Genomic DNA, 20,591 nt, shown 5'->3' on the forward strand with positions numbered 1-20,591 from the left:
CACTGCGGCATGAATCACCACACCACCCAATCAGAGATTCATGGCCAAGAACCTGCTCATCGTCGAGTCGCCCGCCAAGGCCAAGACGATTAACAAATACCTCGGCAAGGACTTCCAGGTCCTTGCTTCCTACGGCCATGTGCGCGACCTGAAGCCCAAGGAGGGCGCGGTCGATCCGGACCACGGCTTCGCCATGAAGTACGAGGTGATCGAACGCAACGAGAAGCACGTCGATGCGATCGCCAAGGCGGCCAAGCTGGCCGACGACATCTACCTCGCGACCGACTTGGATCGCGAAGGCGAGGCAATCAGCTGGCACATCAGCGAGATCCTCAAGGACCGCGGCCTCACCAAGGGCAAGCAGCTGCACCGCGTGGTGTTCTCCGAGATCACGCCGAAGGCGATCAAGGCCGCGGTGGCCGCGCCGCGCGAGCTGTCGCTGGACATGGTGGACGCGCAGCAGGCGCGCCGTGCGCTGGACTACCTGGTCGGCTTCAACCTGTCGCCGGTGTTGTGGCGCAAGGTGCAGCGCGGCCTCTCCGCCGGCCGCGTGCAGTCGCCCGCGCTGCGCATGATCGTGGAGCGCGAGGAGGAGATCGAGGCGTTCAAGGCGCGCGAATACTGGACGGTGGAAGCGCAACTGCGCCACGCCGACGGCGAATTCAGCGCCAGGCTCACCAAACTCAACGGCAAGAAGTTCGAGCAGTTCGACCTCACCAACGAACACGATGCGCACGCCGCGCGCAACGCGCTGAAGGAAGCCGCGCACGGCCGCCTCACCGTGGCCGAGGTGGGCAGCAAGGAGCGCAAGCGTCGCCCCGCGCCGCCATTCACCACCTCCACCCTGCAGCAGGAGGCCGCGCGCAAGCTCGGCTTCACCACCAGCCGCACGATGAAGGTGGCGCAGGGCCTGTACGAAGGCGTGAGCCTCGGCAGCGAGGGCAACGTGGGCCTCATCAGCTACATGCGTACCGACTCGGTGGCGCTGGCCGACGACGCGCTGGCCGAGCTGCGCGCGCTGATCGCCCGCGACTACGGCCACAAGGCGCTGCCCGACGGCCCGCAGTTCTACAAGGCCAAGAGCAAGAACGCGCAGGAGGCGCATGAGGCGATCCGCCCCACCTCCGCCATGCGCACGCCGCGCGAAGTATCGGCTTACCTCAACGACGAGCAGCGCAAGTTGTACGAGCTGATCTGGAAGCGCACCGTGGCCTGCCAGATGCTCCACGCCACGCTGAACACCGTGTCGGTGGACTTCGAGCTGCCGCATGCCGCGGGCGGTCCCGCCGCGTTCCGCGCCACCGGCACCACCGTGGTCGATCCCGGCTTCCTCGCCGTCTACGAGGAAGGCCGCGACCAGAAGAACGCGGACGACGAGGACGAAGGCCGCCGTCTGCCGCGGCTGGAAAAGGGCGAGGACGTGCCGCTGAAGGACGTCCAGACTGACCAGCACTTCACCGAGCCGCCGCCGCGCTATTCGGAAGCCTCGCTGGTAAAGGCGCTGGAGGAATACGGCATCGGCCGTCCGTCCACCTACGCCAGCATCATCCAGGTGCTGCTGAACCGCGAATACGTGCTGCTCGACAGCCGCCGCTTCAAGCCCACCGACATCGGCCGCGCGGTGGGCAAGTTCCTCGCCCAGCACTTCAGCCGCTACGTGGACTACGACTTCACCGCCAAGCTGGAAGACGAGCTCGACGCGGTGAGCCGCGGCGAGGAAGCCTGGGTGCCGCTGATGCAGCGCTTCTGGCAGCCGTTCAAGCAGCAGGTGGACGAGAAGACCGAATCGGTGGACCGCAGCGAGGCCACCGGTGCGCGCGAGCTGGGCACCGATCCCAAGAGCGGCAAGCCGGTGTTCGTGCGCCTGGGCCGCTTCGGACCGTATGCCGCGATCGGCGACAAGGACTCGGACGAGAAGCTGCAATTCGCCAGCCTGCGCCCCGGTCAGAGCATGCACACCATCACGCTCGCCGAGGCGCTGGAGCTGTTCAAGCTGCCGCGCCAGCTGGGCGCCGCGCCGAACGGCGACGAGGTGAGCGTGGGCATCGGCCGCTTCGGCCCGTTCGTGAAACAGGGCGGCACCTACGCTTCGCTCAAGCCCGAGGACGATCCCTACACCATCGAACTGCCGCGCGCGATGCAGCTGGTGGAAGAGAAACTCACCCTGCTCGCGAACCGCGTGATCGCGGACTTCGGCAACGGCGTGCAGGTGCTCAACGGCCGCTACGGCCCCTACATCACCGACGGCGAGAAGAACGCGCGCATCCCCAAGGACCAGGAGCCCAAGGAACTCACCGAGGCGCAGTGCCTGGAGCTGCTCGCCGCCGCACCGGTGAAGAAGGGCGGCCGCTTCGGCAAGAAGACCGCCGCCGTGAAAAAGACCGCGGCGAAGAAGGAACCGGCCGCGAAGAAGACGGCGGTGAAGAAGGCCGCCGCCAAGAAGGCGCCGGCGAAGAAGACGGCCACCAAGAAAACCGCGACCAAGAAGGCTGCCGCGAAGAAGGTCGCCGCGAAGAAGACGCCCGCCTGATGCGCGCCATGTTGCGGGCTTCGCGTTTGCCCGCTGCCGCCCGGGGAACGGCAATGCCCGTAGGTCGGGCTTCAGCCCGACACACGGAACAAGTCGGGCTGAAGCCCGACCTACGGCCCGACCTGCGCCAGCCCCATGCATCCGGCTGCCGCACCCCCATGGGCATGGCGCCCGTGGATCACTGACCCGATGCCGCAAACCTTCACCCTGGCCGAACTCGCCGCCGCCGCCGCGCTGCTGCGCGCGGGCGGCGTGCTGGCCTATCCCACCGAGGCAGTCTACGGCCTGGGTTGCGACCCGCACGACCGCGCGGCGTTCGACCAGATCTTCGCGTTGAAGCAGCGTCCCGCCACCCAGGGCGTACTGCTGATCGCCGCCGACTTCGTCCAGGTCGAGCGCTACATCGACTTCGCGCAGGTACCCGACACGGTGCTGAACGAGGTGCGCGCCAGCTGGCCCGGCCCGCACACCTGGATCTTCCCGCGCAGCGCCGCCGTGCCCGACTGGGTGGTCGGTGCACACGCGGGCATCGCACTGCGCGTCACCGCCCACGAACCCGCTGCCGCGCTGTGCCGCGCGTATGGCGGCGCACTGGTTTCCACCAGCGCGAACCCGCACGGTAGGCCGCCCGCGAAGAGCGCACAGACCGTGCGCGACTACTTCGGCGACACGCTGGCCGGCCTGCTCGACGCCCCGCTGGGCGCACAGGACCGCCCCACCACCATCCGCGATGCACTCACCGGCGCTATCATCCGCGCCTGACTCGCCGGTGAATCGCGACTGCGACTGGCGAGCGCGATTCAGCAGCGCGAGCAAGGGGAACCCCTAGCATCCGGACGCCACCCTCGCATGGGCGGGGCGCAGCGCGGCCGCTGGTGGCCGCCAACCTGGGAGAGCAGCAACACTTGGCCATCGTCCACGACAGCCTGGAGCGTGAATCGGCGCAAGCCGTGCTGCCCCTGCTGCACGCCGGGGACCCATGCCGCATCGTGGCCTGGCGCCACGGCGTGGCGGTGCGCGCGGCGCAGTTCCTCGCCCACGTCGAACAGGTCGCCGCGTTGCTGCCCGAGGCGAGCGCCGCGGTGAACCTGTGCGAGGACCGCTACGCCTTCCTGGTCGCGTTCTGCGCCATCGCGCGGCGCGGCCAGGCCAACCTGCTGCCGCCTTCGCGCGCGCCGCAGGCGGTTGAGGAAGTGATGGCCGCGCACCCCGGCAGCTATGCGCTGGGCGAACTGGCGCTGTCACCCGCGCCGCACGGCTACCGCAAGCTGCCCGTGCTGGACGTCGATCCCGACGCCGTGTCGGCGCTGGCGCCGGCGATACCCGCCGAACAGATCGTGGCGATCGGCTACACCTCCGGCTCCACCGGCGCGCCGCGCGCCAACGCCAAGAGCTGGCGCAACCTCACCGCCAGCAGCGCCGGCACCCGGGCGATGCTCGCCGCCGTGGCCGGCGAGCGCTTCCACGTGGTCGCCACCGTGCCGCCGCAGCACATCTACGGCATCGAGATGAGCGTGCTGCTGCCGCTGCTCGGCGAGGTGGGCGTGCACGCGGGGCGGCCGTTCTTCCCCGCCGACGTGGCCGCCGGGCTGGCCGAGGTGCCCGCGCCGCGCGTGCTGGTGACCACGCCAGTGCATCTGCGTGCGCTGGTCGCCGACGGCACCGCGCTGCCGCCGCTGGCGGCGATCCTGTCCGCCACCGCGCCGCTGCCGCCCGAGTTGGCGCAGGCCGCCGAACAGGCCTTCGGCGCGCCGCTGCTGGAAGTGTTCGGCTCCACCGAGACCTGCGCCTTCGCCAGCCGTCGCGTGACCCGCGACGTGGACTGGACGCTGTACGAAGGCGTGCGCCTGCACCCGCAGCCCGACGGCACCCTGATCGAGGCGCCCCAGCTCGACGCCCCGGTGGTGCTGGCCGACATCGTGAGCCTGCACGACGAAGGCCGTCGCTTCCGCCTGTGCGGCCGCAACACCGATCTGCTGGAAATCGCCGGCAAGCGCGCCTCGCTGGGCGACCTCACCCGGCGCCTGCTGGCGATACCGGGTGTGCAGGACGGCATCGTGTTCCAGCTCGATGAACCCGACGCCGCCGGCGTGCGCCGCATCGCCGCGCTGGCGGTGGCGCCCGCGCTCACCGAGGCGGCGATCCTCGACGCCTTGCGCCGCGCCATCGACCCGGTGTTCCTGCCCCGCCGCCTGCGCCTGGTGGATGTACTGCCGCGCAACGAGACGGGCAAGTTGCCGCGCGGCGCGCTGCTGGACCTGCTGGACTGACTCGCCGGGTTCTGCCTGCCGAAAATCCGGCGGCGGCGACGGCTTCGCACGCAATCGTCCCGTTGCGAAGCGGCCGCTTTCAGCGCGGCAGTCGTTGCCGCGCCGACAAGCACGAGGTCATTCCCGCAGCGCAGGGTGATCCGCGCGGGGCTTGTCCAGGTGGTGGCCCTGCACCATGTCCACGCCGAATTCCCGCAGCAGGCGCAAGGTTTCCTCGTCTTCCACGAATTCGGCCACGGAGTGCTTGCCCATGCCGCGGGCCACTTCGATGATGGAGCGCACGAACACCTGGTTGTCGCGGTCGTGCGGCAGGTTGCGGATGAACAGACCGTCGATCTTGAGCATGTCCACCTTGAGGTGCTTGAGGTAGGCGAACGAGGCGAAGCCGCTGCCGAAATCGTCCAGGCACAGGGTGCAGCCGGCGTGCCGCAGCGCGTCGATGAAGCGCTCGGCGTCGCGCAGGTCGGAAATGGCGGCCGTCTCGGTCAGCTCCACCAGCAACCGCTTCGGCGCCACGCCCCGCCTGGCCAGCTCGGTGGTGATGAAGCCGGGCAGGTCGGGATCGTCGAACGAGCGCCCCGAGATGTTGATGGCCAGGGCCGGCAGCCGGGGGTGTGCGGCCAGCAACGCGATGCTTTCGCGCACCACCCAGCGGTCGATGTCGAGGATCTTGCCGCTTTTCTCGGCGTGGCCGATGAACTGGTCCGGCAGGATGCACTGCGCGGGATCGGCCTCGTCCACCATGCGTACCAGCGCTTCCAGGTGGGTCATCCCGCCGTCGCTCGTGCGGTACACGCCCTGGAAATGCAGGCGCAGCAGGTTGCGTTCGAGCGCGTGCTCGATGCGCTCGTTCCAGGCCAGGCGGGTGGCCATGGCCTGCACGGCGTTGCGGTCGGAGCGGTAGACGTTCCAGCGGTTCTTGCCCAGGCGCTTGGCCTGGTACATCGCCATGTCGGCATGCGACACGAGTTCTTCCGCGCCCTGGCCGTGGTCGGGGTAGTGCGCCACGCCCAGGCTGGCGGTCAGCCGCAGGGACTGTCCTTCGATTTCCAGCGCCATCCGCCCCACGGTGCGCACGATGCGCTCCGCCAGCACCAGGGCGCCGTCCAGCGTGGCGTGGGGCATGAACACGGCGAACTCGTCGCCGCCCAGCCGGCACAAGCTGTCGGTTCCGCGCACCAGCGCCCTGGTTTCGCCCGCCACGCGCAGCAGCATCGCATCGCCCGCGAAATGGCCGAAGGTGTCGTTGACGTACTTGAACTCGTCCAGGTCGAAGAGCAGCACGGCGCCCTGCTGGCCGGCGCGCGCGCCGCCCCGGAAGAAGCGCGCCAGTTCGGCCTCGAAGTAGTGGCGGTTGTGCAGCCCGGTCAGGGCATCGCACTCGGCCAGCGTGGTGAGCCGCTCGCGCTGCTGCGCCAGCTCGGCCACCATGGTGTCGAGGGCGTTCGCCAACCGCCCCAGCTCGTCGGGGCCGCCCAGCGCGATAGGCTGGGGTATGCGCCCCTGGCCCAGCTCGTCCACGGCATGGGTCAGGCGCAGCAGCGGACGGGTCACCAGCGCATCGACGCGACGGCGCAGCAGCCAGAGGCCGGGCGCCAGCACCAGCAGGCCGATGGCGCACATCGCCAGCCAGCACAGCAAGACCCACTGGTCCACGCGCTTCTCCGGAAGCACATTCACCTGGAACCAGCCCGGCCCGCGAATGCGCGACCAGGCCACCCACTGGCTGCCGTCGGGCGTGCGGCCCGTCCCGGCGTCGGTGCGGGCGGCCAGCACCATGCGCAGCACCTGTTCGAGCGCGGGATCCCGCAACGCGGCGATCTGCAGCTGGCCCTGCGCGGCGGCGATGCGCTCGCGCAACTGCAGGTGGGCAATCAGGTCGCCTCGGCTGTCCATGATGAGTTGTTGCACGGCCGCGTGGGGGCGAGGAGGAGCCACGGAGTCGATCAGTGTCTGTATCGCCACGTCGTGCCCCAGCGTGCCCACCCAGTGGCCGTGCCAGTCCAGTGGCGCGATGGCGGATACCATCCAGGTGTGGGCCTGGTGGTCCAGGTACACCGGCGTCCAGAACACCTGGCGCCCGGGATTGCGGCGCGGGTCGGCGCCCAGCATGGTGGGATAGTTCGCGTTGCTGGCCCGCGCATCGGCGTTGCCGCCCCAATTGATGCCGCGGGCATACACCATCAGCCCGTTTTCCACGAAGTCCATGTAGGTCGAGAAGAACGGCGGCACCAGCGCAGGGCCTTGCTCGCGCAGCAGTTCGTAGCTGACGACGGCGCGCAGGCGCACCGAATCGGGGAGGCCATGCGGCCCGTCGTGCAGGTACAGCGTGGGGGCGTTCTCGGTGTCCACCAACCCGGGACGCACGCGCCACAGCCCGTCCGGACTGCGCGCGAACAAGCTGTCGAAGCGCCCGGCCGTATCGGGCGGAGCCTGGTCCAGCCGCTGCACCAGCGTTTGGCGCAGCCGGCGCACGCTGGCGTCGGCCTGCACGAACAGGCTCTCGTTGGTCTGCGCCTTGAGCTGCACCCACTGCCGGATGGCCAGCGGCACCACGCGATCCGCCGCCAGCCGCAGGGCGACGTAGCCCAGCACCGACAGCAACAGCAGCAGTGCCAGGAACAGCCCCCAGAGGGTGAGGGACAGCCGGTGGATCAGCGAGGTGCCGGGCGAGGCAGGCGGCAAGGAATCACCCTCTGTTTTCGATCAGGAGACATGGCTTGCACGGTCGACGACCCACCACCGTCCGGGAACGCGTCGCCCTCTCGGCCGACACGGACGCAAACGGCTTGCGGACTTTACCGTAGGGCCGCGGGCCCGTCCCGGGGCGAGCCCTGGCGGACCGTCCGCGGGATCGGTCAGGGATGGCTGCATTTGCCGCCACGGCCTGATCGGCAGGCGATGCGGGCCTTTTCAGGCAAGCCATCGCACACGTTGTCTCCGGCGTTGTCGCAACGCGCCCGCCGGAAAGTCTTTCGATTTGCGTCGCCCGCACCTGCAAGCCGTCGGGCCATCCGGGGCCGTCGCAGCAGCAGCCGCTACAATGGCCGTCCATTTCCACGCGGCGCCCCCTCGGAGTCATCGGCATGAAAGTCCTGGTCATCGGCAACGGCGGGCGCGAGCACGCGCTGGCGTGGAAGCTCAAGCAGTCGCCGCGGGTGGACGAGGTGATCGTGGCGCCGGGCAACGCGGGCACCGCGCGCGAGCGCGGCGTGCGCAACGCGGACGTGGCGGTGACCGATCTGGACGGCCTGCTGGCGCTGGCAAAGCGCGAGAAGGTGGCGCTGACCGTGGTTGGCCCCGAGGTGCCGCTGGTGGCGGGCGTGGTGGACAGGTTCCGCAACGCGGGCCTGCGCATCTTCGGGCCGCGCGCGATCGCCGCGCAGCTGGAAGGCTCCAAGGCCTTCGCCAAGGATTTCCTGCTACGCCACAACATCCCCACCGCGCGCTACGCGGTGTTCACCGAGTTGAACCCGGCGCTGGCCTACGTGCGCACGCACGGCGCGCCGATCGTGATCAAGGCCGACGGCCTGGCCGCCGGCAAGGGCGTGGTGGTGGCGCTGACCCAGGCCGACGCGGAGCTGGCGCTGCACGACATGCTGGGCGCGCACGCGTTCGGCGACGCCTCGGCGCGGGTGGTGATCGAGGAATTCCTCGACGGCGAGGAAGCGAGCTACATCGTGATGAGCGACGGCCAGCACGCGCTGCCGATGGCCTCGAGCCAGGACCACAAGCGTCGCGACGAGGGCGACCTCGGCCCGAACACCGGCGGCATGGGCGCGTATTCGCCCGCGCCGGTGGTCACGCCCGAAGTGGAGCAGCGCATCCTCAGGGAAGTGATCGAGCCCACCCTGCACGGCATGGCCAGCGAGGGGGCGCCGTTCATCGGCTTCCTCTACGCGGGCCTGATGATCGACAAGGCCGGCAACCCGAAAGTCATCGAGTTCAACGTACGCTTCGGCGACCCGGAGACGCAGCCGATCATGCTGCGCCTGAAGTCCGACCTGGTCGAGCTGATCGAGGCCGCGCTGGACGGCCGGCTGGCGCAGACCCGCGCGCAATGGGATGCGCGGCCGTCGCTGGGCGTGGTGGTGGCGGCCGGCGGCTATCCCGGCAAGGTGAAGAGCGGCGACGTGATCGACGGCCTGGACGCGGACTTCGGTGCCGACGCCAAGGTGTTCCACGCCGGCACCAAGCTCGATGCCGAAGGTCGCGCCGTCACCGCCGGTGGCCGGGTGCTCACCGTCTGCGCGCTGGGCAAGGACATCGCCGCCGCCCGCGAGCATGCGTATGACGCCGTGGCGAAGATCCGCTTCGACGGCGCGTTCTGCCGGCGCGACATCGCGCACCGGGCCTTGCACCGCTGATGGATTTCTCCCTCCCCTGCTTGCCGGGGAGGGCTGGGGTGGGTGCCCTTCGTGCATGCAGCGCGGCTGCGCCGCGCCCCCGCCCGCCTTCGGCGCCCTCCCCCGCGAGCGGGGGAGGGAAAACACCTCAGGCCAACGCCGCATCCACCACCGACTGCGCTTCCTGCAGCAGGCTCGCGAGGTGCGCCTCGTCCCTGAAGCTCTCGGCGTAGATCTTGTAGATCGCCTCGGTGCCGGAGGGGCGGGCGGCGAACCAGCCGCTTTCGCTGACCACCTTGATGCCGCCGATGGCGGCACCGTTGCCGGGCGCCTTGTCCAGCACCTGCACGATCTTCTCGCCGGCGAGTGAATCGGTCTTCAGCTGGTCGGGCGAGAGCTTGGCCAGCTTGGCCTTCTGCGCGGGCGTGGCGGCGGCCTCGACGCGGTTCGCATACGGGCGGCCCAGGTCGCGGGTGAGCTGCCCGAACAGTTCGCCGGGGTCCTTGCCCGTGCGCGCGGTGATCTCGGCGGAGAGCAGGGCGGGCACCAGGCCGTCCTTGTCCGTCGTCCACACCGAGCCGTCGTGGCGCAGCAGCGAGGCGCCGGCGCTTTCCTCGCAGCCGAAGCCGAGCTGGCCGTCGAACAGGCCTTCGGCGAACCACTTGAAGCCCACCGGCACCTCGACGAGCGAACGGCCGAGGCGCTTGACCACGCGGTCGATCAGCGCGGTGGTGACCACGGTCTTGCCCACCGCCACCTTCGCGTTCCAGCGCGGGCGGTGGCGGAACAGGTAGTCGATCAGCACCGAGAGGTAGTGGTTCGGTTCCATCAGGCCGGCCGAGCGCGACACCACGCCGTGGCGGTCGTGGTCGGTGTCGCAGGCGAAGGCCACGTCGTACTTGTCCTTGAGGCCGATCAGTCGCTGCATCGCGTACTTCGAGGACGGGTCCATGCGGATCTTGCCGTCCCAGTCCACCGTCATGAACGCGAACTGCGGATCGACCTCGCTGCTCACCACGCTGAGGTCGAGCTGGTAGCGCTCGGCGATCGGCGCCCAGTAGTGCACGCCGGCGCCACCCAGCGGGTCCACGCCCATGCACACGCCGGCGCCGCGGATCGCGTCGAAGTCGATGATGTTCGCGAGGTCCGCCACGTAGGCGCCGAGGTAATCGTGCTCGTGCGTGGTGGCGGCCTTGCGCGCCTGCGCGAACGGCACGCGCTTCACGTCCTTGAGCCCGGCTTCGAGGATCGCGTTCGCGCGGTTCTCCACCCACTTCGTGATGTCGGTGTCGGCGGGGCCGCCGTTGGTGGGGTTGTACTTGAAGCCGCCGTTGTCGGGCGGGTTGTGCGAGGGCGTGATCACGATGCCGTCGGCGAGGCCCGTGGTGCGCCCCTTGTTGTAGACGAGGATCGCGTGCGACACCGCCGGCGTGGGCGTGAACTCGCCGCCCGCGGAGATCATCGTCGCCACGCCGTTCGCGGCCAGCACTTCCAGCGCGTTCTCGAACGCGGGCTGCGACAGCGCGTGGGTGTCGGCGCCGATGAACAGCGGGCCATCGATGCCCTTGCTCTTGCGGTAGTCGCAGATCGCCTGGCTGATCGCGAGGATGTGCTGCTCGTTGAAGCTGCCGTCGAACGAGCAGCCGCGGTGGCCCGAGGTGCCGAACGCTACGCGCTGCGCGGGCACCGACGGGTCGGGTTTCACCGCCGTGTACGCGCCGAGCAGCTTGCCGATGTCGACGAGGATGGATGCCGGCGCCGGCTTGCCGGCGAGCGGGCTGATCTGCTGGCTCATGGGCTTTGGAAACCTTTCATGGCGTGTCGCCGACTTTGTGGGAGCGGCTTCAGCCGCGACGTTTCGATCGGGTCGAGGAGAGCGTCGCGGCTGAAGCCGCTCCTACAAAAACGTTACGACTGGTTGTCGCGCAGCGCACGATAGCGACGGATCAAGGCATTGGTCGAGCTGTCGTGCGCAAGCTTCGGCTCGGTCGTCGCGACGAGTTCGGCGATGGTGGTCTTCGCCAGCTGCTTGCCCAGTTCCACGCCCCACTGGTCGAAGGAATCGATGTCCCAGATGGCGCCCTGCACGAACACGCTGTGCTCGTACAGCGCCACCAGCGTGCCCAACGCGTACGGCGTGAGTTTCTCGGCGAGGATGGTGGTGCTGGGCCGGTTGCCCTCGAACGTGCGGTGCGGCACCAGCGCCTCCGGCGTGCCCTCGTTGCGCACTTCCTCGGCGGTCTTGCCGAAGGCCAGCGCCTCGCCCTGGGCGATCAGGTTCGCGATCAGCAAGTCGTGCTGGTCGCCGCCGCCCTGGGCGGGCACCGGCTGCAGGGTCTGGCCGAAGCCGATGAAGTCGCAGGGCACCAGCCGCGTGCCCTGGTGGATCAGCTGGTAGAACGAGTGCTGGCCGTTGGTGCCAGGCTCGCCCCAGTAGATCGGGCCGGTGGCGTAGTCCACGTGCGCGCCGTCCAGCGTGACGTGCTTGCCGTTCGACTCCATCGTCAACTGCTGCAGGTAGGCCGGGAAGCGCTTCAGGTACTGCTCGTAGGGAAGCACCGCCACCGTGGTGGCGTCGAGGAAGTTCGCGTTCCACAGGCCGATCAGGCCCATCAGTACGGGGAGGTTCTGCTCGAACGGCGCGCTGCGGAAGTGCTCGTCCATCGCGTGGAAGCCGGCGAGCATCGCGCGGAAGTGGTCGGGTCCGACGGCGAGCATGGTGGACAGGCCGATCGCCGAGTCCATCGAGTAGCGGCCGCCTACCCAGTCCCAGAAGCCGAACATCTGCGCGGTGTCGATGCCGAACTTTTCCACTTCCTTGGCGGCGGTGGACACCGCCACGAAGTGCTTGGCGACCGCTTTCTCGTCGCCCAGCGCGGCCACGCACCAGGCCCGCGCCGCGTGCGCGTTGCTGAGTGTCTCCAGCGTGGTGAAGGTCTTGGAGCAGACGATGAACAGCGTCTCGGCGGCGTCGAGGTCGCGCACCGCTTCGGCGAAGTCGGTGCCGTCCACGTTGGACACGAAGCGGAACTTCATGTCGCGCCGGCTGTAGTCGCGCAGCGCTTCATACGCCATCACCGGGCCGAGGTCGGAGCCGCCGATGCCGATGGAAATCACGTTGCGGATCGGCTTGCCGCTGTGGCCTTTCCACGCGCCGCCGCGCACGGCGTCGACGAACGCGGCCATGCGGTCCAGCACCGCGTGCACGTCGGGCACCACGTCGTGGCCGTCCACGAGGATCTTCTCGCCGCGCGGCGCGCGCAGCGCCACGTGCAGCACGGCGCGGTTCTCGGTGGCGTTGATGCGCTCGCCGCGGAACATCGCCGCGATGCGCCCCTTGAGGTCGCGCGCCGTGGCCAGCGCGCGCAGCAGGCGCAGGGTATCGTCGTTGACGCGCTGCTTGGAGTAGTCGTAGTACAGGCCCGCAGCCTCGGCCACCAGGCGCTCGCCGCGCTTCGGGTCGGCGGCGAACAGCTCGCGCAGGTGGCGGGTCTCAAGCTGGTTGCAGTGCTGCTGCAGGGCTTGCCACTCGGGCAGCAGGGTGAGATCGGCGCGGCTCATCGGGCGACGGGCTCCTTGCCCCTGGCCGCCAGCGCGGCCTGCTTGTCGGCGATGCGCTGCAGCAGCTGCTTCCACGACTTCACGAAGGCGTCGGCGCCGTCGTCCTGCAGTTTCTTCGCCAGCGCATCGAGGTCCACGCCGGCCTTGGCGATCGTCGCCAGCACCGCTTCGGCGTCGCCGCCGTCCACCGGCAGCACCGCGCCGGGCTTGCCGTGGTCGGCCACTGCGTGCAAGGTCTTCTCGGGAATGGTGTCGACGGTGTCGGGTGCGGCCAGCGCATCGACGTACAGCGTGTCGGGCGCGTTCGGATCCTTGGTGCCGGTCGAGGCCCACAGCAGGCGCTGCGGCCGCGCGCCGGCGGCGGCGAGCTTCAGCCAGCGCGGTGAGGCCAGCAGTTCGCGGTAGGCGCGGTAGCTCTGCTTGCCCACCGCGATGCCCAGCTGGTTGTGCAGCTCCGTGGGCAGCTGCGGGTTCGCGGCCACGTCCCAGCGGCTGATGAACAGCGAGGCCACCGAAGCCACCTGCGGGTCCAGCCCGGCGGCGACGCGGCGCTCGATGCCGCGCAGGTAGGCCTCGGCGGCGGCCTGGTACTGCGCGCAGGAGAACAGCAGGGTCACGTTGATCGGGATGCCGCGGAAGATCGCCTCCTCGATCGCGGGAACGCCCTCGGGCGTGCCGGGGATCTTCACGTACAGGTTCGGCCGCTGCGCCTGCGCGTGGATCGCGGCGGCGGCGGCGATGGTGCCGGCGGTGTCGGCGGCGAGCAGCGGCGAGACCTCCATCGACACCCAGCCGTCGACCTGGTGGGTGGCGTCGAACACCGGCTTGAACAGGTCGGCGGCGCGGCGCAGGTCTTCCAGCGCCAGCTCCATGAACAGTTCCTCGCCCTTCAGCCCGACCAGCGACTTGGCGTGGATGCCGGCGTCGTAGGCGTCGCCGCCGCCGATCGCCGCGTCGAAGATGCTGGGGTTGGAGGTGAGGCCGGTCACCGAATACTCGGCGATGTAGCGCGCCAGCGTGCCGTCGTCGAGCAGGCTGCGGGTGATGTTGTCCAGCCAGAGGCTCTGGCCGAGGTTGTGCAACTGCTGTGTGGCTTTCATGCTGGCTCCGGGGATGATGGGCAAGGCTTCGAACCTGGCAGCGGCGTCATTCCCGCGAAAGCGGGAATCCATGGCTGGACTCGCCGAAGATCGCCATGGATGCCCGCTTTCGCGGGCATGACGTCTCGGGAGTGGGGCAAGGTTCGAGGCATTGGGGTGGTGGGAAAGTGTTTTGCTCAGACGGCGGTCGTCGCGGCCGCGCCGGGCAGCAGATCTCCAAGCTTACGCTCCCGCAGTTCCGCGATGCACGCGATCGAAAGGTCGGGCGCGGGCTCGATGGGCTGGTTCGCCGCGGCGACGGCGTAATGGCCCTGGCGCACCCACACGGTGGTGAGCCGCGCGCCGAGCTGGCGCTTCATCGCGGCGAGGATGTCCGGCTTGTCGTCCACCATCACGTAATGCGCGGCGGGGTAGCGCTGCTGCATCGCGTCCAGCCTCTGCTGCTTGTGCAGGTAGACCAGCACGTCGCCCTGCAGCGCCTGCCACAGCCCGGCGCGGTGGATCTTGCGCGGCTGGAACACCACGTCGCCGTCGGAGAGGATCACCGGCCGGCCCAGCGTGCGCAGATGGGCGACGGTTTCCAGCGCGCCGGGAAACAGCCGCAGCTCGAACGGGTAATCCAGCAGGAAGCCGGACATGGCGAGCAGGGCCGGGTGGTTGTCCAGCCCGCTGCGGAAGCGCTGCAGGGCGTCGAGGTAGTCGGCGTAGCCGCGCTCCTCGCGCAGCTCGGCGTAGATCGCCCAATAGCGCTCGCGCTCGGCGGCGCCGAAATGGCGTTCCAGCTCGTCGCCGAGGTCGGCGGCGAAGCGGTCGTTGTCGAGCAAGGTGTCGTCCACGTCCAAAAGGAACACCAGGGGCTCGGGCGCGGCAGTGTCGATCAGCATGGCGGCGCGGCCTCCGGCTGCGGGTCGTGCCAGCCTTCGTCGCCGGCCAGTGCCGCCGCTTCGGGCGGGCCCCAGCTGCCGGGCGCGTAGGGGCGCACCGCGTCCTTGTGGTCGAGCACGTTGTCCACCACGCGCCAGGCCGCCTCCACGCATTCGTCGCTGGTGAACAGCGCGTTGTCGCCACGCAGCGCGTCGCCGAGCAGGCGTTCGTAGGGCGCCATCTCCACGCCGCTGTGGTGGCGGGCGATCAGCTCCACCGGTTCGCCGCGCAGCGCCTCGCCCGGGAGTTTCACCCGCATGCCTTCGGCGATCACCACCTGCGGGCTGAGCCGGAAGCGGAAGTAGTTCGACTGCGGCGCGGCTATCGCGTCGAACACCGACAGCGGCGGCGCCTTCATGTCCACCATCACCTGGGTGGTGGTGAGCGGCAGCTTCTTGCCGGCGCGGATCAGGAACGGCACGCCAGCCCAGCGCCAGGTATCGATCGCGAGGCGCAGCGCCACGAAGGTCTCCACGTCGGAATCCGGCGCCACGCCGGACACCTCGCGGTAGCCCTGGAACTGGCCGCGCACCACGTCCGCGGGCTGCAGCGGGCGCATCGCGCGGAACAGCCTGAGCTTCTCCGCGTTGAGCGCGGCGGGGTCGCTGCCGATCGGCGCGTCCATCGCCAGCAGCGAGGTCACTTGCAAAAGATGGTTCTGCAGCACGTCGCGGATCGCGCCCACGCCTTCGTAGAAGCTGCCTCGCCCATCCACGCCGAACTCCTCGGCCATGGTGATCTGCACGCGGTCCACGTAGCGGTTGTTCCACACCGGCTCCAGCACGCTGTTCGCGAAGCGGAAATACAGCAGGTTCTGCACCGCCTCCTTGCCGAGGTAATGGTCGATGCGGAAGATCGCGGACTCCGGAAACACCGTGTGCAGCGTGCGGTTCAGCGCCTGCGCCGAGGCGAGGTCGCGACCGAACGGCTTCTCCACCACCACCCGCGCGTCGTCCGCGCAGCCGGCGGCCTTGAGGCTGGTCACCACCGTGCCGAACAGCGCGGGCGGGATCGCGAGGTAGTGCAGCGGCGCCTTCGCAGCGCCCAGCGTCTGCTTCAGCTGCGCGAAGGTGGCCGCCTCGTTGTAGTCGCCGTCCACGTACCGCAGGTGCGCGGCGAGCTTCGCGAACGCGGCCTCGTCCACACCCTTGCCGGTCTTCTTCGCCGCCTCCGCCACGCTGTCGTGCGCGCGCTGGCGCAACTGCTCGACCGACCAGCCGGCATGCGCCACGCCGATGATCGGCACGTCCAGCCCGTCGCGCGCCACCATCGCCAGCAGGGCGGGGAAGATCTGTTTGTAGGCCAGGTCGCCGGTGGCGCCGAAAAACACCAGGGCGTCGGAAGCGGGGTTCGTCATGAGCCGGGGTCTGTTCCAGGTTGGCAGGGGCGCGGCGTGGGGATGCGCCGCAAAGGCCGGCGCCCGCATCGCAGGATGTCGCGTGCGCGGCTTGGCACACCGCCCAGCTTGCCGGGCGCGGGGTGAAGCTCGCGCATAAGCGATGCTACGGGAATCGGCGCGGGATGGCTGGTGCGCGCTTTCCGGACGGCGCATCGTCAGCGCCAGCCACTTGGGTGCCGCAGGAAGGACAAAACCCTCGCCTTGCCGGTTTCCGCTGTCGTCGGTCGATTCGTGGCAGTGCAGCTCCCGTGATTTCAACGCCCTCCCGCGCGAAGAACATCGGCGGGGCGCAGGCGGCGCCGGTGCTCTCCCGGCAGTCCGTGCAACGGCAGTCGAACCGGAACGGCGGCTCCGCAGGGCATCGGTACGAGACTTTCCCGCACTGGCACCGACCGTCGCGTTTCGTGGCTGCGGCTCGAGCGCGGCGGACGAAGGAGCCCGGGCGCGTCCGCCGGGATGGATGGAGGGTCACGCCGATACCAGCAGCCTGAAAGCCCAGTACAGACCGATGGCCATTTGCACGGCGAATGCCGCAAAGCGGATCGTGACCGCGGTTGCGCTGGTCGAGGCCAGGTGGATGAGGGATTGGAACACCCGCGCCGCAAGAAAGACGCAGGCGAGCTGGTCGGTGATGGCCGTCCTGCCCGTGACCACCGCGACCAGCAGCAGGCCGCCGAAGATCGGCAGGCCCTCGATGCAATTGGCGTGGGCCCTGGCCAGCCGCTGCATGAAGGGCGACAGCCCCGAGTTGTCCGGCATGAATCCATTGGCGGGAACCTTGCCGCGCAACACGAGCTGCGTGCGGATGACCTCCATGAGCACGAGCAGGAGCAGTGCCCAGGCAATGAAGCCCGTCAACGCGATCGAACTGGGAGAGATCATGGCGGCCCTCGCTGGCGAGATCTGAAGGACAAGTTCCGGAGCATGCAGGCCGGGCGAAACCCCGGCCGGCGCACGGCTTGCGCAAAGGTAACCGACCGGCGCCCCGGCGGACGCCACCATCCGTTGCCGGTTCGCTGGAGTCCGTTCCGTGCGGCCCCTCCCCCGGCAGGTTCAGGCGAGGCGCATGGCTCCGTGATCCACCGGGATGCATGGTCAGTCCTCGGCTTCGTGGCAGACCACTTCGATGTTGTGCCCGTCCGGACCGATCACGAAGGCCGCGTAGTATTTCCCGCTGTAGTTCGGACGCAGGCCGGGTGCGCCATGGTCGGTGCCGCCCGCTTCCAGCGCCGCGCGATGGAAGGCGTCGACCTGCTGGCGGTTCTCGGCCACGAACGCCAGGTGGAGATGCGCCGGCTTCTCCGCGGTCGGGAACAGGCACAGCGAAACCTTGCCGTCCGCGCTGAGCTCGATGCCGAGCGACCCTTCCAAAACCACGGCCATGCCGATCGGTGCGAGTGCCTTGAGGAAAAACGCCTTGCTTGCGGCGTAGTCGCTGACGCCGAATACGACATGGTCGAACATGAGTGCTCCCGAAGTGGGTGAATCGTGCGAGGCCCGACGCCGGTCAGCCCCGGCCTCCGCAGGATCCTTGATCTCCACGGCAACGATGTGCAGGACGGTGCTGCCCACGTTCTCCACGAAGTGCGAGCCGATCGGACCACCCCAGAGCGCCGCGCCCGCCGCGGGTCGGGCGGCAAGGTTGCGCGAGTCCAGCAGGACGTTGCGCTCGGGATCGTAGCGAACGAAGTCGCTCCAGCTCAGCACGTACAGCGCGGCAGGCCATTCGTGCGCGCGCACGGGCGTCCGCCGGCCGGGCTCGACCTTCGTATCGAGAACGCGGACCCTGCCGTTGTCCAGCGGGACGAAGTGATGCTCCGGCGCCTTGGCCATCGCATCGAACGGGTGAGTCGCCGGGTGAGCCGAATCGATGTCGTTCATGCTGTTCGCCCCATGTTTCGAAACCGGACCTGAGTCGAGCCATGCCGCGAAACGGTGCCGGCCCGGATGGATCGTCAGACCACCAGTCTGGAGACTTTGTAGCACTCTCCGTCGACAGCGATCACCCGGACCGGGTGTTCCCTGGCCTGCGCCACGAGTTCCGCGGCCGAAAGGCCGCATTCCGCGAGGTCGACGGTCGATCGGGGGAGCCCCGCGGTAGCGATGGCTCCGCGCTTGTGCGGCTCCTCGATGATCTGCTTGTTGGAGATGTCCACCTGGCCGGCCATGAGCAGGCGCATGTCCTGGATGAGATGGGCGGCAAGTGCGTCATCCGTGATGCTGTTTTCCGGAATGTCCAGACGGAAATCCTGCGCCGACAGGCTCCCGCCATTGGTGAAGTGGACGACGAAGTCGAATTTCACGCGGTAGGTGGTCATGGTTGTCCGGCGGTTTGACGCTTGAGTCAAGCGGTGCCCGAGGCATCCGGTCGGCTGCCGCGTCCTGTCAGGCCGACTCAAGCTATGGATGGATCTTTTCGCCATGGTTGAGCATGTCGATGAACTGGGCAATTTTCCTTGCACGTGTTTCAGCCGTTTTCACATTCTGGATTCTGAACAGAATTGCGTACCTGTTTTGGCTATTGAGGGTTGCAAAGAACCGCTTTGCCTTCGGGTTTCTGTCCAGAGCTTGCTGCAAATCGTCAGGCACCGTTGATGTGCTTGCAGATGAATAGGCGGCTTCCCAGCGCCCGTCCTGCTTGGCGCGATGGATTTCGCGAAGCCCGGTCGGGTGCATCCTTCCGGCCGATATCAATGCCTCGGCCTTTGCCCTGTTGATCTTTGACCAGATGCTTTTGGCAGTCCTGGGGGTGAACCGCTGAAGCCAATAGTGTTCACTCTCCGCTTGCTTCCGGCCATCGATCCAGCCATGGCAAAGAGCGCCTTCGAGCGCCTGCGCATAACCAAGGGTTGGCTGCTTCGCGGATTTCTTCGCCAGGCGCAGCCAAACGCCGGTGACGACCTCTCCATTCGAGGCAAGCCATGCTTCCCAGTCTTCCTGGTTGGCGAACGTGATTTTGTCGTCGTTCATGCCTTACCTGTTTGAGGCATAACGCTTGAGTCGAGCGGCGGCGAGGCCGCCCGTCTTGAACAAGTTGTTGGACGGCACCTGCGAAATTGCGAGCGTCGAATGCGGGAAGCGGCAAGTGCTCAATCCAGGAATTCCCATGTATCTGCCCCGTCGAACCGACTGACGACGATCGACTCCAGGAGCCCGGGTTCAAAGTTCCGCAGGTTCACTCCATGACGAGCGCCGGGCGCGGGTTCAAGCGGCTCCCAGTGAGTGACGATCCCGCAGGTCTTGCACCGAACGTTCTTCAGGGTCCGATCACCCCAAATGTAGCTTTCCGTGTTTTCGGGGTGGCCTTGGATGAGGACTGCGCCAAGTTCGTAGTAGGCCCATATCCCTCCCGTGCGCCGGCATAACGAGCAGTTGCAACTCGTCGCCGTTTCGGGCGCCGCCGGCAGAGTCAGGCGGACCGAGCCGCAGTGACATGAACCGTGCAGCGGTATTGGAGGCTGTTCGGGGTTCACAGGAATGCACCGTTGGTTGTTGTGCCGCCTGGCGCCCGAGTTTAGCGGTGCGCGCAGCACTTCGATTTTGCCCTGCGGGCAAGCCCCCGGTCGGGGAAGGATCCTGCCCGGTCAGATGCAGGCGGGTGACGCCGCCGATGCGGCGCGACATCGGTTTCGAGCGGCACCGCGTGGCGGCGCGGCGCGACACCCGCGGATGCACCGAGTGGCACAGAGTTGCCGCGTCCGTATTTGGGCCATCGCGGCACGGAGCGCGCCGTGCCTGGTCCGAGAAAACCCGCACTTTACTGCGATGCCGCAGGTTCAATTGCGCGCAGGAGTGACTTGGCGGCGATGGATCAGACCATCTCTGGTCGAAGGAATGGGCTTTTTACACGGCATATTGACATGGGACGTCTAGGCGGCTATGCAGATGTGAGCGGCGGCGACGGGAGAATGCGGTGATCCTCCAGAATGTCGTTTGGGCGGTTGCTCTGGTGGGGATGGGGCTCGTCGCATTGGGTTTCATCTACGTCATCATCCAGGCGGGCAAGCCCGCCGACGAGGGTGCGACGCGCAAATCCACACGCACGGCCCACGTACTGCAGGCGTGGCTGTTCGCGGTGCTGTTCGTCGGCTTCATCGCGGGCAGCTGGGCCACCCTGCATCGCTTCCCGATTCCTTCGCAACACGGCGCGCTCGACGCACAACAGGTCGTGGATGTGGTCGGGCGCCAGTGGTCCTGGCAGATCACGCCCTCTACCGTGAAGACCGGCAGCGTCGTGGAATTCCGCGTCACCAGCGCCGACGTCAACCACGGGTTCGCCATCTACGCACCCGATGGCCGCATCGTGGCCCAGACCCAGGCGATGCCGGACTTCACGAACAAGCTGCTGTACACCTTCCGGCAGCCGGGCACGTACACCGTGCAATGTCTCGAATACTGCGGGCTTGCGCACGGACCCATGAAGACCACGATCCAGGCAGTCGCGCCCCAAGGAGACTGACC

At 68.4% G+C, this 20,591-nt stretch carries 17 protein-coding genes; 5 read left to right on the forward strand and 12 right to left on the reverse strand.

The features are described from left to right. Positions 1-40 precede the first annotated feature (40 nt). The 3 genes from AB7878_RS09470 to AB7878_RS09480 all read left to right on the forward strand — a co-directional run bounded on the left by AB7878_RS09470 (position 41) and on the right by AB7878_RS09480 (position 4,800). Positions 41-2,530, forward strand: a complete 2,490-nt coding sequence (locus tag AB7878_RS09470) for a DNA topoisomerase I (RefSeq protein ID WP_369494125.1) — start codon at positions 41-43, stop codon at positions 2,528-2,530. A 189-nt stretch (positions 2,531-2,719) separates the two neighbouring features. Further along, a complete protein-coding gene (gene tsaC, locus AB7878_RS09475) occupies positions 2,720-3,292 on the forward strand; it encodes an L-threonylcarbamoyladenylate synthase type 1 TsaC (protein WP_369494126.1) in 573 nt (190 codons plus the stop codon). A gap of 143 nt (positions 3,293-3,435) precedes the next feature. Next, on the forward strand, positions 3,436-4,800 hold the full coding sequence (locus tag AB7878_RS09480) for an AMP-binding protein (RefSeq protein ID WP_369494127.1): 1,365 nt from the start codon (positions 3,436-3,438) through the stop codon (positions 4,798-4,800). 117 nt (positions 4,801-4,917) lie between these two features. Here AB7878_RS09480 and AB7878_RS09485 read toward each other — a convergent pair whose 3' ends face one another. After that, positions 4,918-7,485, reverse strand: a complete 2,568-nt coding sequence (locus tag AB7878_RS09485; protein ID WP_369494128.1) for a putative bifunctional diguanylate cyclase/phosphodiesterase — start codon at positions 7,483-7,485, stop codon at positions 4,918-4,920. A gap of 401 nt (positions 7,486-7,886) precedes the next feature. Between AB7878_RS09485 and purD the strand changes: the two genes are divergently transcribed. Further along, a complete protein-coding gene (gene purD, locus AB7878_RS09490; RefSeq protein ID WP_369494129.1) occupies positions 7,887-9,167 on the forward strand; it encodes a phosphoribosylamine--glycine ligase in 1,281 nt (426 codons plus the stop codon). 127 nt (positions 9,168-9,294) lie between these two features. Here purD and pgm read toward each other — a convergent pair whose 3' ends face one another. The 11 genes from pgm to AB7878_RS18510 form a co-directional block, all read right to left on the reverse strand. After that, a complete protein-coding gene (gene pgm / locus AB7878_RS09495) occupies positions 9,295-10,941 on the reverse strand; it encodes a phosphoglucomutase (alpha-D-glucose-1,6-bisphosphate-dependent) (RefSeq protein WP_369494130.1) in 1,647 nt (548 codons plus the stop codon). Positions 10,942-11,054: 113 nt separating this feature from the next. Beyond that, entirely contained in the window at positions 11,055-12,707 is a 1,653-nt protein-coding gene (pgi, locus tag AB7878_RS09500) for a glucose-6-phosphate isomerase (RefSeq protein ID WP_369494131.1), read from the reverse strand. Then, positions 12,704-13,807, reverse strand: a complete 1,104-nt coding sequence (gene tal / locus AB7878_RS09505) for a transaldolase (RefSeq protein ID WP_369494132.1) — start codon at positions 13,805-13,807, stop codon at positions 12,704-12,706. The genes pgi and tal overlap by 4 nt, the downstream gene beginning before the upstream one ends. A gap of 176 nt (positions 13,808-13,983) precedes the next feature. Further along, on the reverse strand, positions 13,984-14,691 hold the full coding sequence (locus tag AB7878_RS09510; protein ID WP_369494133.1) for an HAD family hydrolase: 708 nt from the start codon (positions 14,689-14,691) through the stop codon (positions 13,984-13,986). Next, positions 14,685-16,088, reverse strand: a complete 1,404-nt coding sequence (gene zwf, locus AB7878_RS09515; RefSeq protein ID WP_369494134.1) for a glucose-6-phosphate dehydrogenase — start codon at positions 16,086-16,088, stop codon at positions 14,685-14,687. Before zwf ends, AB7878_RS09510 begins: the two co-directional genes overlap by 7 nt. Positions 16,089-16,233: 145 nt before the next feature. Then, positions 16,234-16,602, reverse strand: a complete 369-nt coding sequence (locus AB7878_RS09520) for a GFA family protein (RefSeq protein WP_369494135.1) — start codon at positions 16,600-16,602, stop codon at positions 16,234-16,236. Continuing rightward, positions 16,599-17,012, reverse strand: a complete 414-nt coding sequence (locus AB7878_RS09525) for an MAPEG family protein (protein WP_369494136.1) — start codon at positions 17,010-17,012, stop codon at positions 16,599-16,601. The genes AB7878_RS09520 and AB7878_RS09525 overlap by 4 nt, the downstream gene beginning before the upstream one ends. A gap of 213 nt (positions 17,013-17,225) precedes the next feature. After that, positions 17,226-18,011, reverse strand: a complete 786-nt coding sequence (locus AB7878_RS18505) for a VOC family protein (protein WP_439653782.1) — start codon at positions 18,009-18,011, stop codon at positions 17,226-17,228. 74 nt (positions 18,012-18,085) lie between these two features. After that, entirely contained in the window at positions 18,086-18,448 is a 363-nt protein-coding gene (locus tag AB7878_RS09535) for a hypothetical protein (RefSeq protein WP_369494137.1), read from the reverse strand. Positions 18,449-18,530: 82 nt separating this feature from the next. Continuing rightward, the gene (locus AB7878_RS09540) at positions 18,531-19,100 is read right to left on the reverse strand and encodes a YdeI/OmpD-associated family protein (protein ID WP_369494138.1); all 570 of its coding nucleotides are present in this window, start codon (positions 19,098-19,100) and stop codon (positions 18,531-18,533) included. A 119-nt stretch (positions 19,101-19,219) separates the two neighbouring features. Next, entirely contained in the window at positions 19,220-19,663 is a 444-nt protein-coding gene (locus AB7878_RS18510) for a GFA family protein (RefSeq protein ID WP_439653783.1), read from the reverse strand. Positions 19,664-20,043: 380 nt separating this feature from the next. On the opposite strand from AB7878_RS18510, the gene AB7878_RS09545 reads away from it, so the two are divergent. Beyond that, entirely contained in the window at positions 20,044-20,589 is a 546-nt protein-coding gene (locus AB7878_RS09545) for a cupredoxin domain-containing protein (protein ID WP_369494139.1), read from the forward strand. The last annotated feature ends 2 nt before the right edge of the window (positions 20,590-20,591 follow it).

It is taken from the genome of Rhodanobacter humi, from assembly GCF_041107455.1.
GTDB lineage: Bacteria > Pseudomonadota > Gammaproteobacteria > Xanthomonadales > Rhodanobacteraceae > Rhodanobacter_A.

Coding starts and splice junctions, on each gene's coding strand:
- AB7878_RS09470 (WP_369494125.1), top strand. CDS start 41: ATGGCCAAGAACCTGCTCATCGTCGAGTCGCCCGCCAAGGCCAAGACG.
- tsaC (WP_369494126.1), top strand. CDS start 2,720: ATGCCGCAAACCTTCACCCTGGCCGAACTCGCCGCCGCCGCCGCGCTG.
- purD (WP_369494129.1), top strand. CDS start 7,887: ATGAAAGTCCTGGTCATCGGCAACGGCGGGCGCGAGCACGCGCTGGCG.
- pgm (WP_369494130.1), bottom strand. CDS start 10,941: ATGAGCCAGCAGATCAGCCCGCTCGCCGGCAAGCCGGCGCCGGCATCC.
- pgi (WP_369494131.1), bottom strand. CDS start 12,707: ATGAGCCGCGCCGATCTCACCCTGCTGCCCGAGTGGCAAGCCCTGCAG.
- tal (WP_369494132.1), bottom strand. CDS start 13,807: ATGAAAGCCACACAGCAGTTGCACAACCTCGGCCAGAGCCTCTGGCTG.
- AB7878_RS09510 (WP_369494133.1), bottom strand. CDS start 14,691: ATGCTGATCGACACTGCCGCGCCCGAGCCCCTGGTGTTCCTTTTGGAC.
- zwf (WP_369494134.1), bottom strand. CDS start 16,088: ATGACGAACCCCGCTTCCGACGCCCTGGTGTTTTTCGGCGCCACCGGC.
- AB7878_RS09525 (WP_369494136.1), bottom strand. CDS start 17,012: ATGATCTCTCCCAGTTCGATCGCGTTGACGGGCTTCATTGCCTGGGCA.
- AB7878_RS18505 (WP_439653782.1), bottom strand. CDS start 18,011: ATGAACGACATCGATTCGGCTCACCCGGCGACTCACCCGTTCGATGCG.
- AB7878_RS09535 (WP_369494137.1), bottom strand. CDS start 18,448: ATGACCACCTACCGCGTGAAATTCGACTTCGTCGTCCACTTCACCAAT.
- AB7878_RS09540 (WP_369494138.1), bottom strand. CDS start 19,100: ATGAACGACGACAAAATCACGTTCGCCAACCAGGAAGACTGGGAAGCA.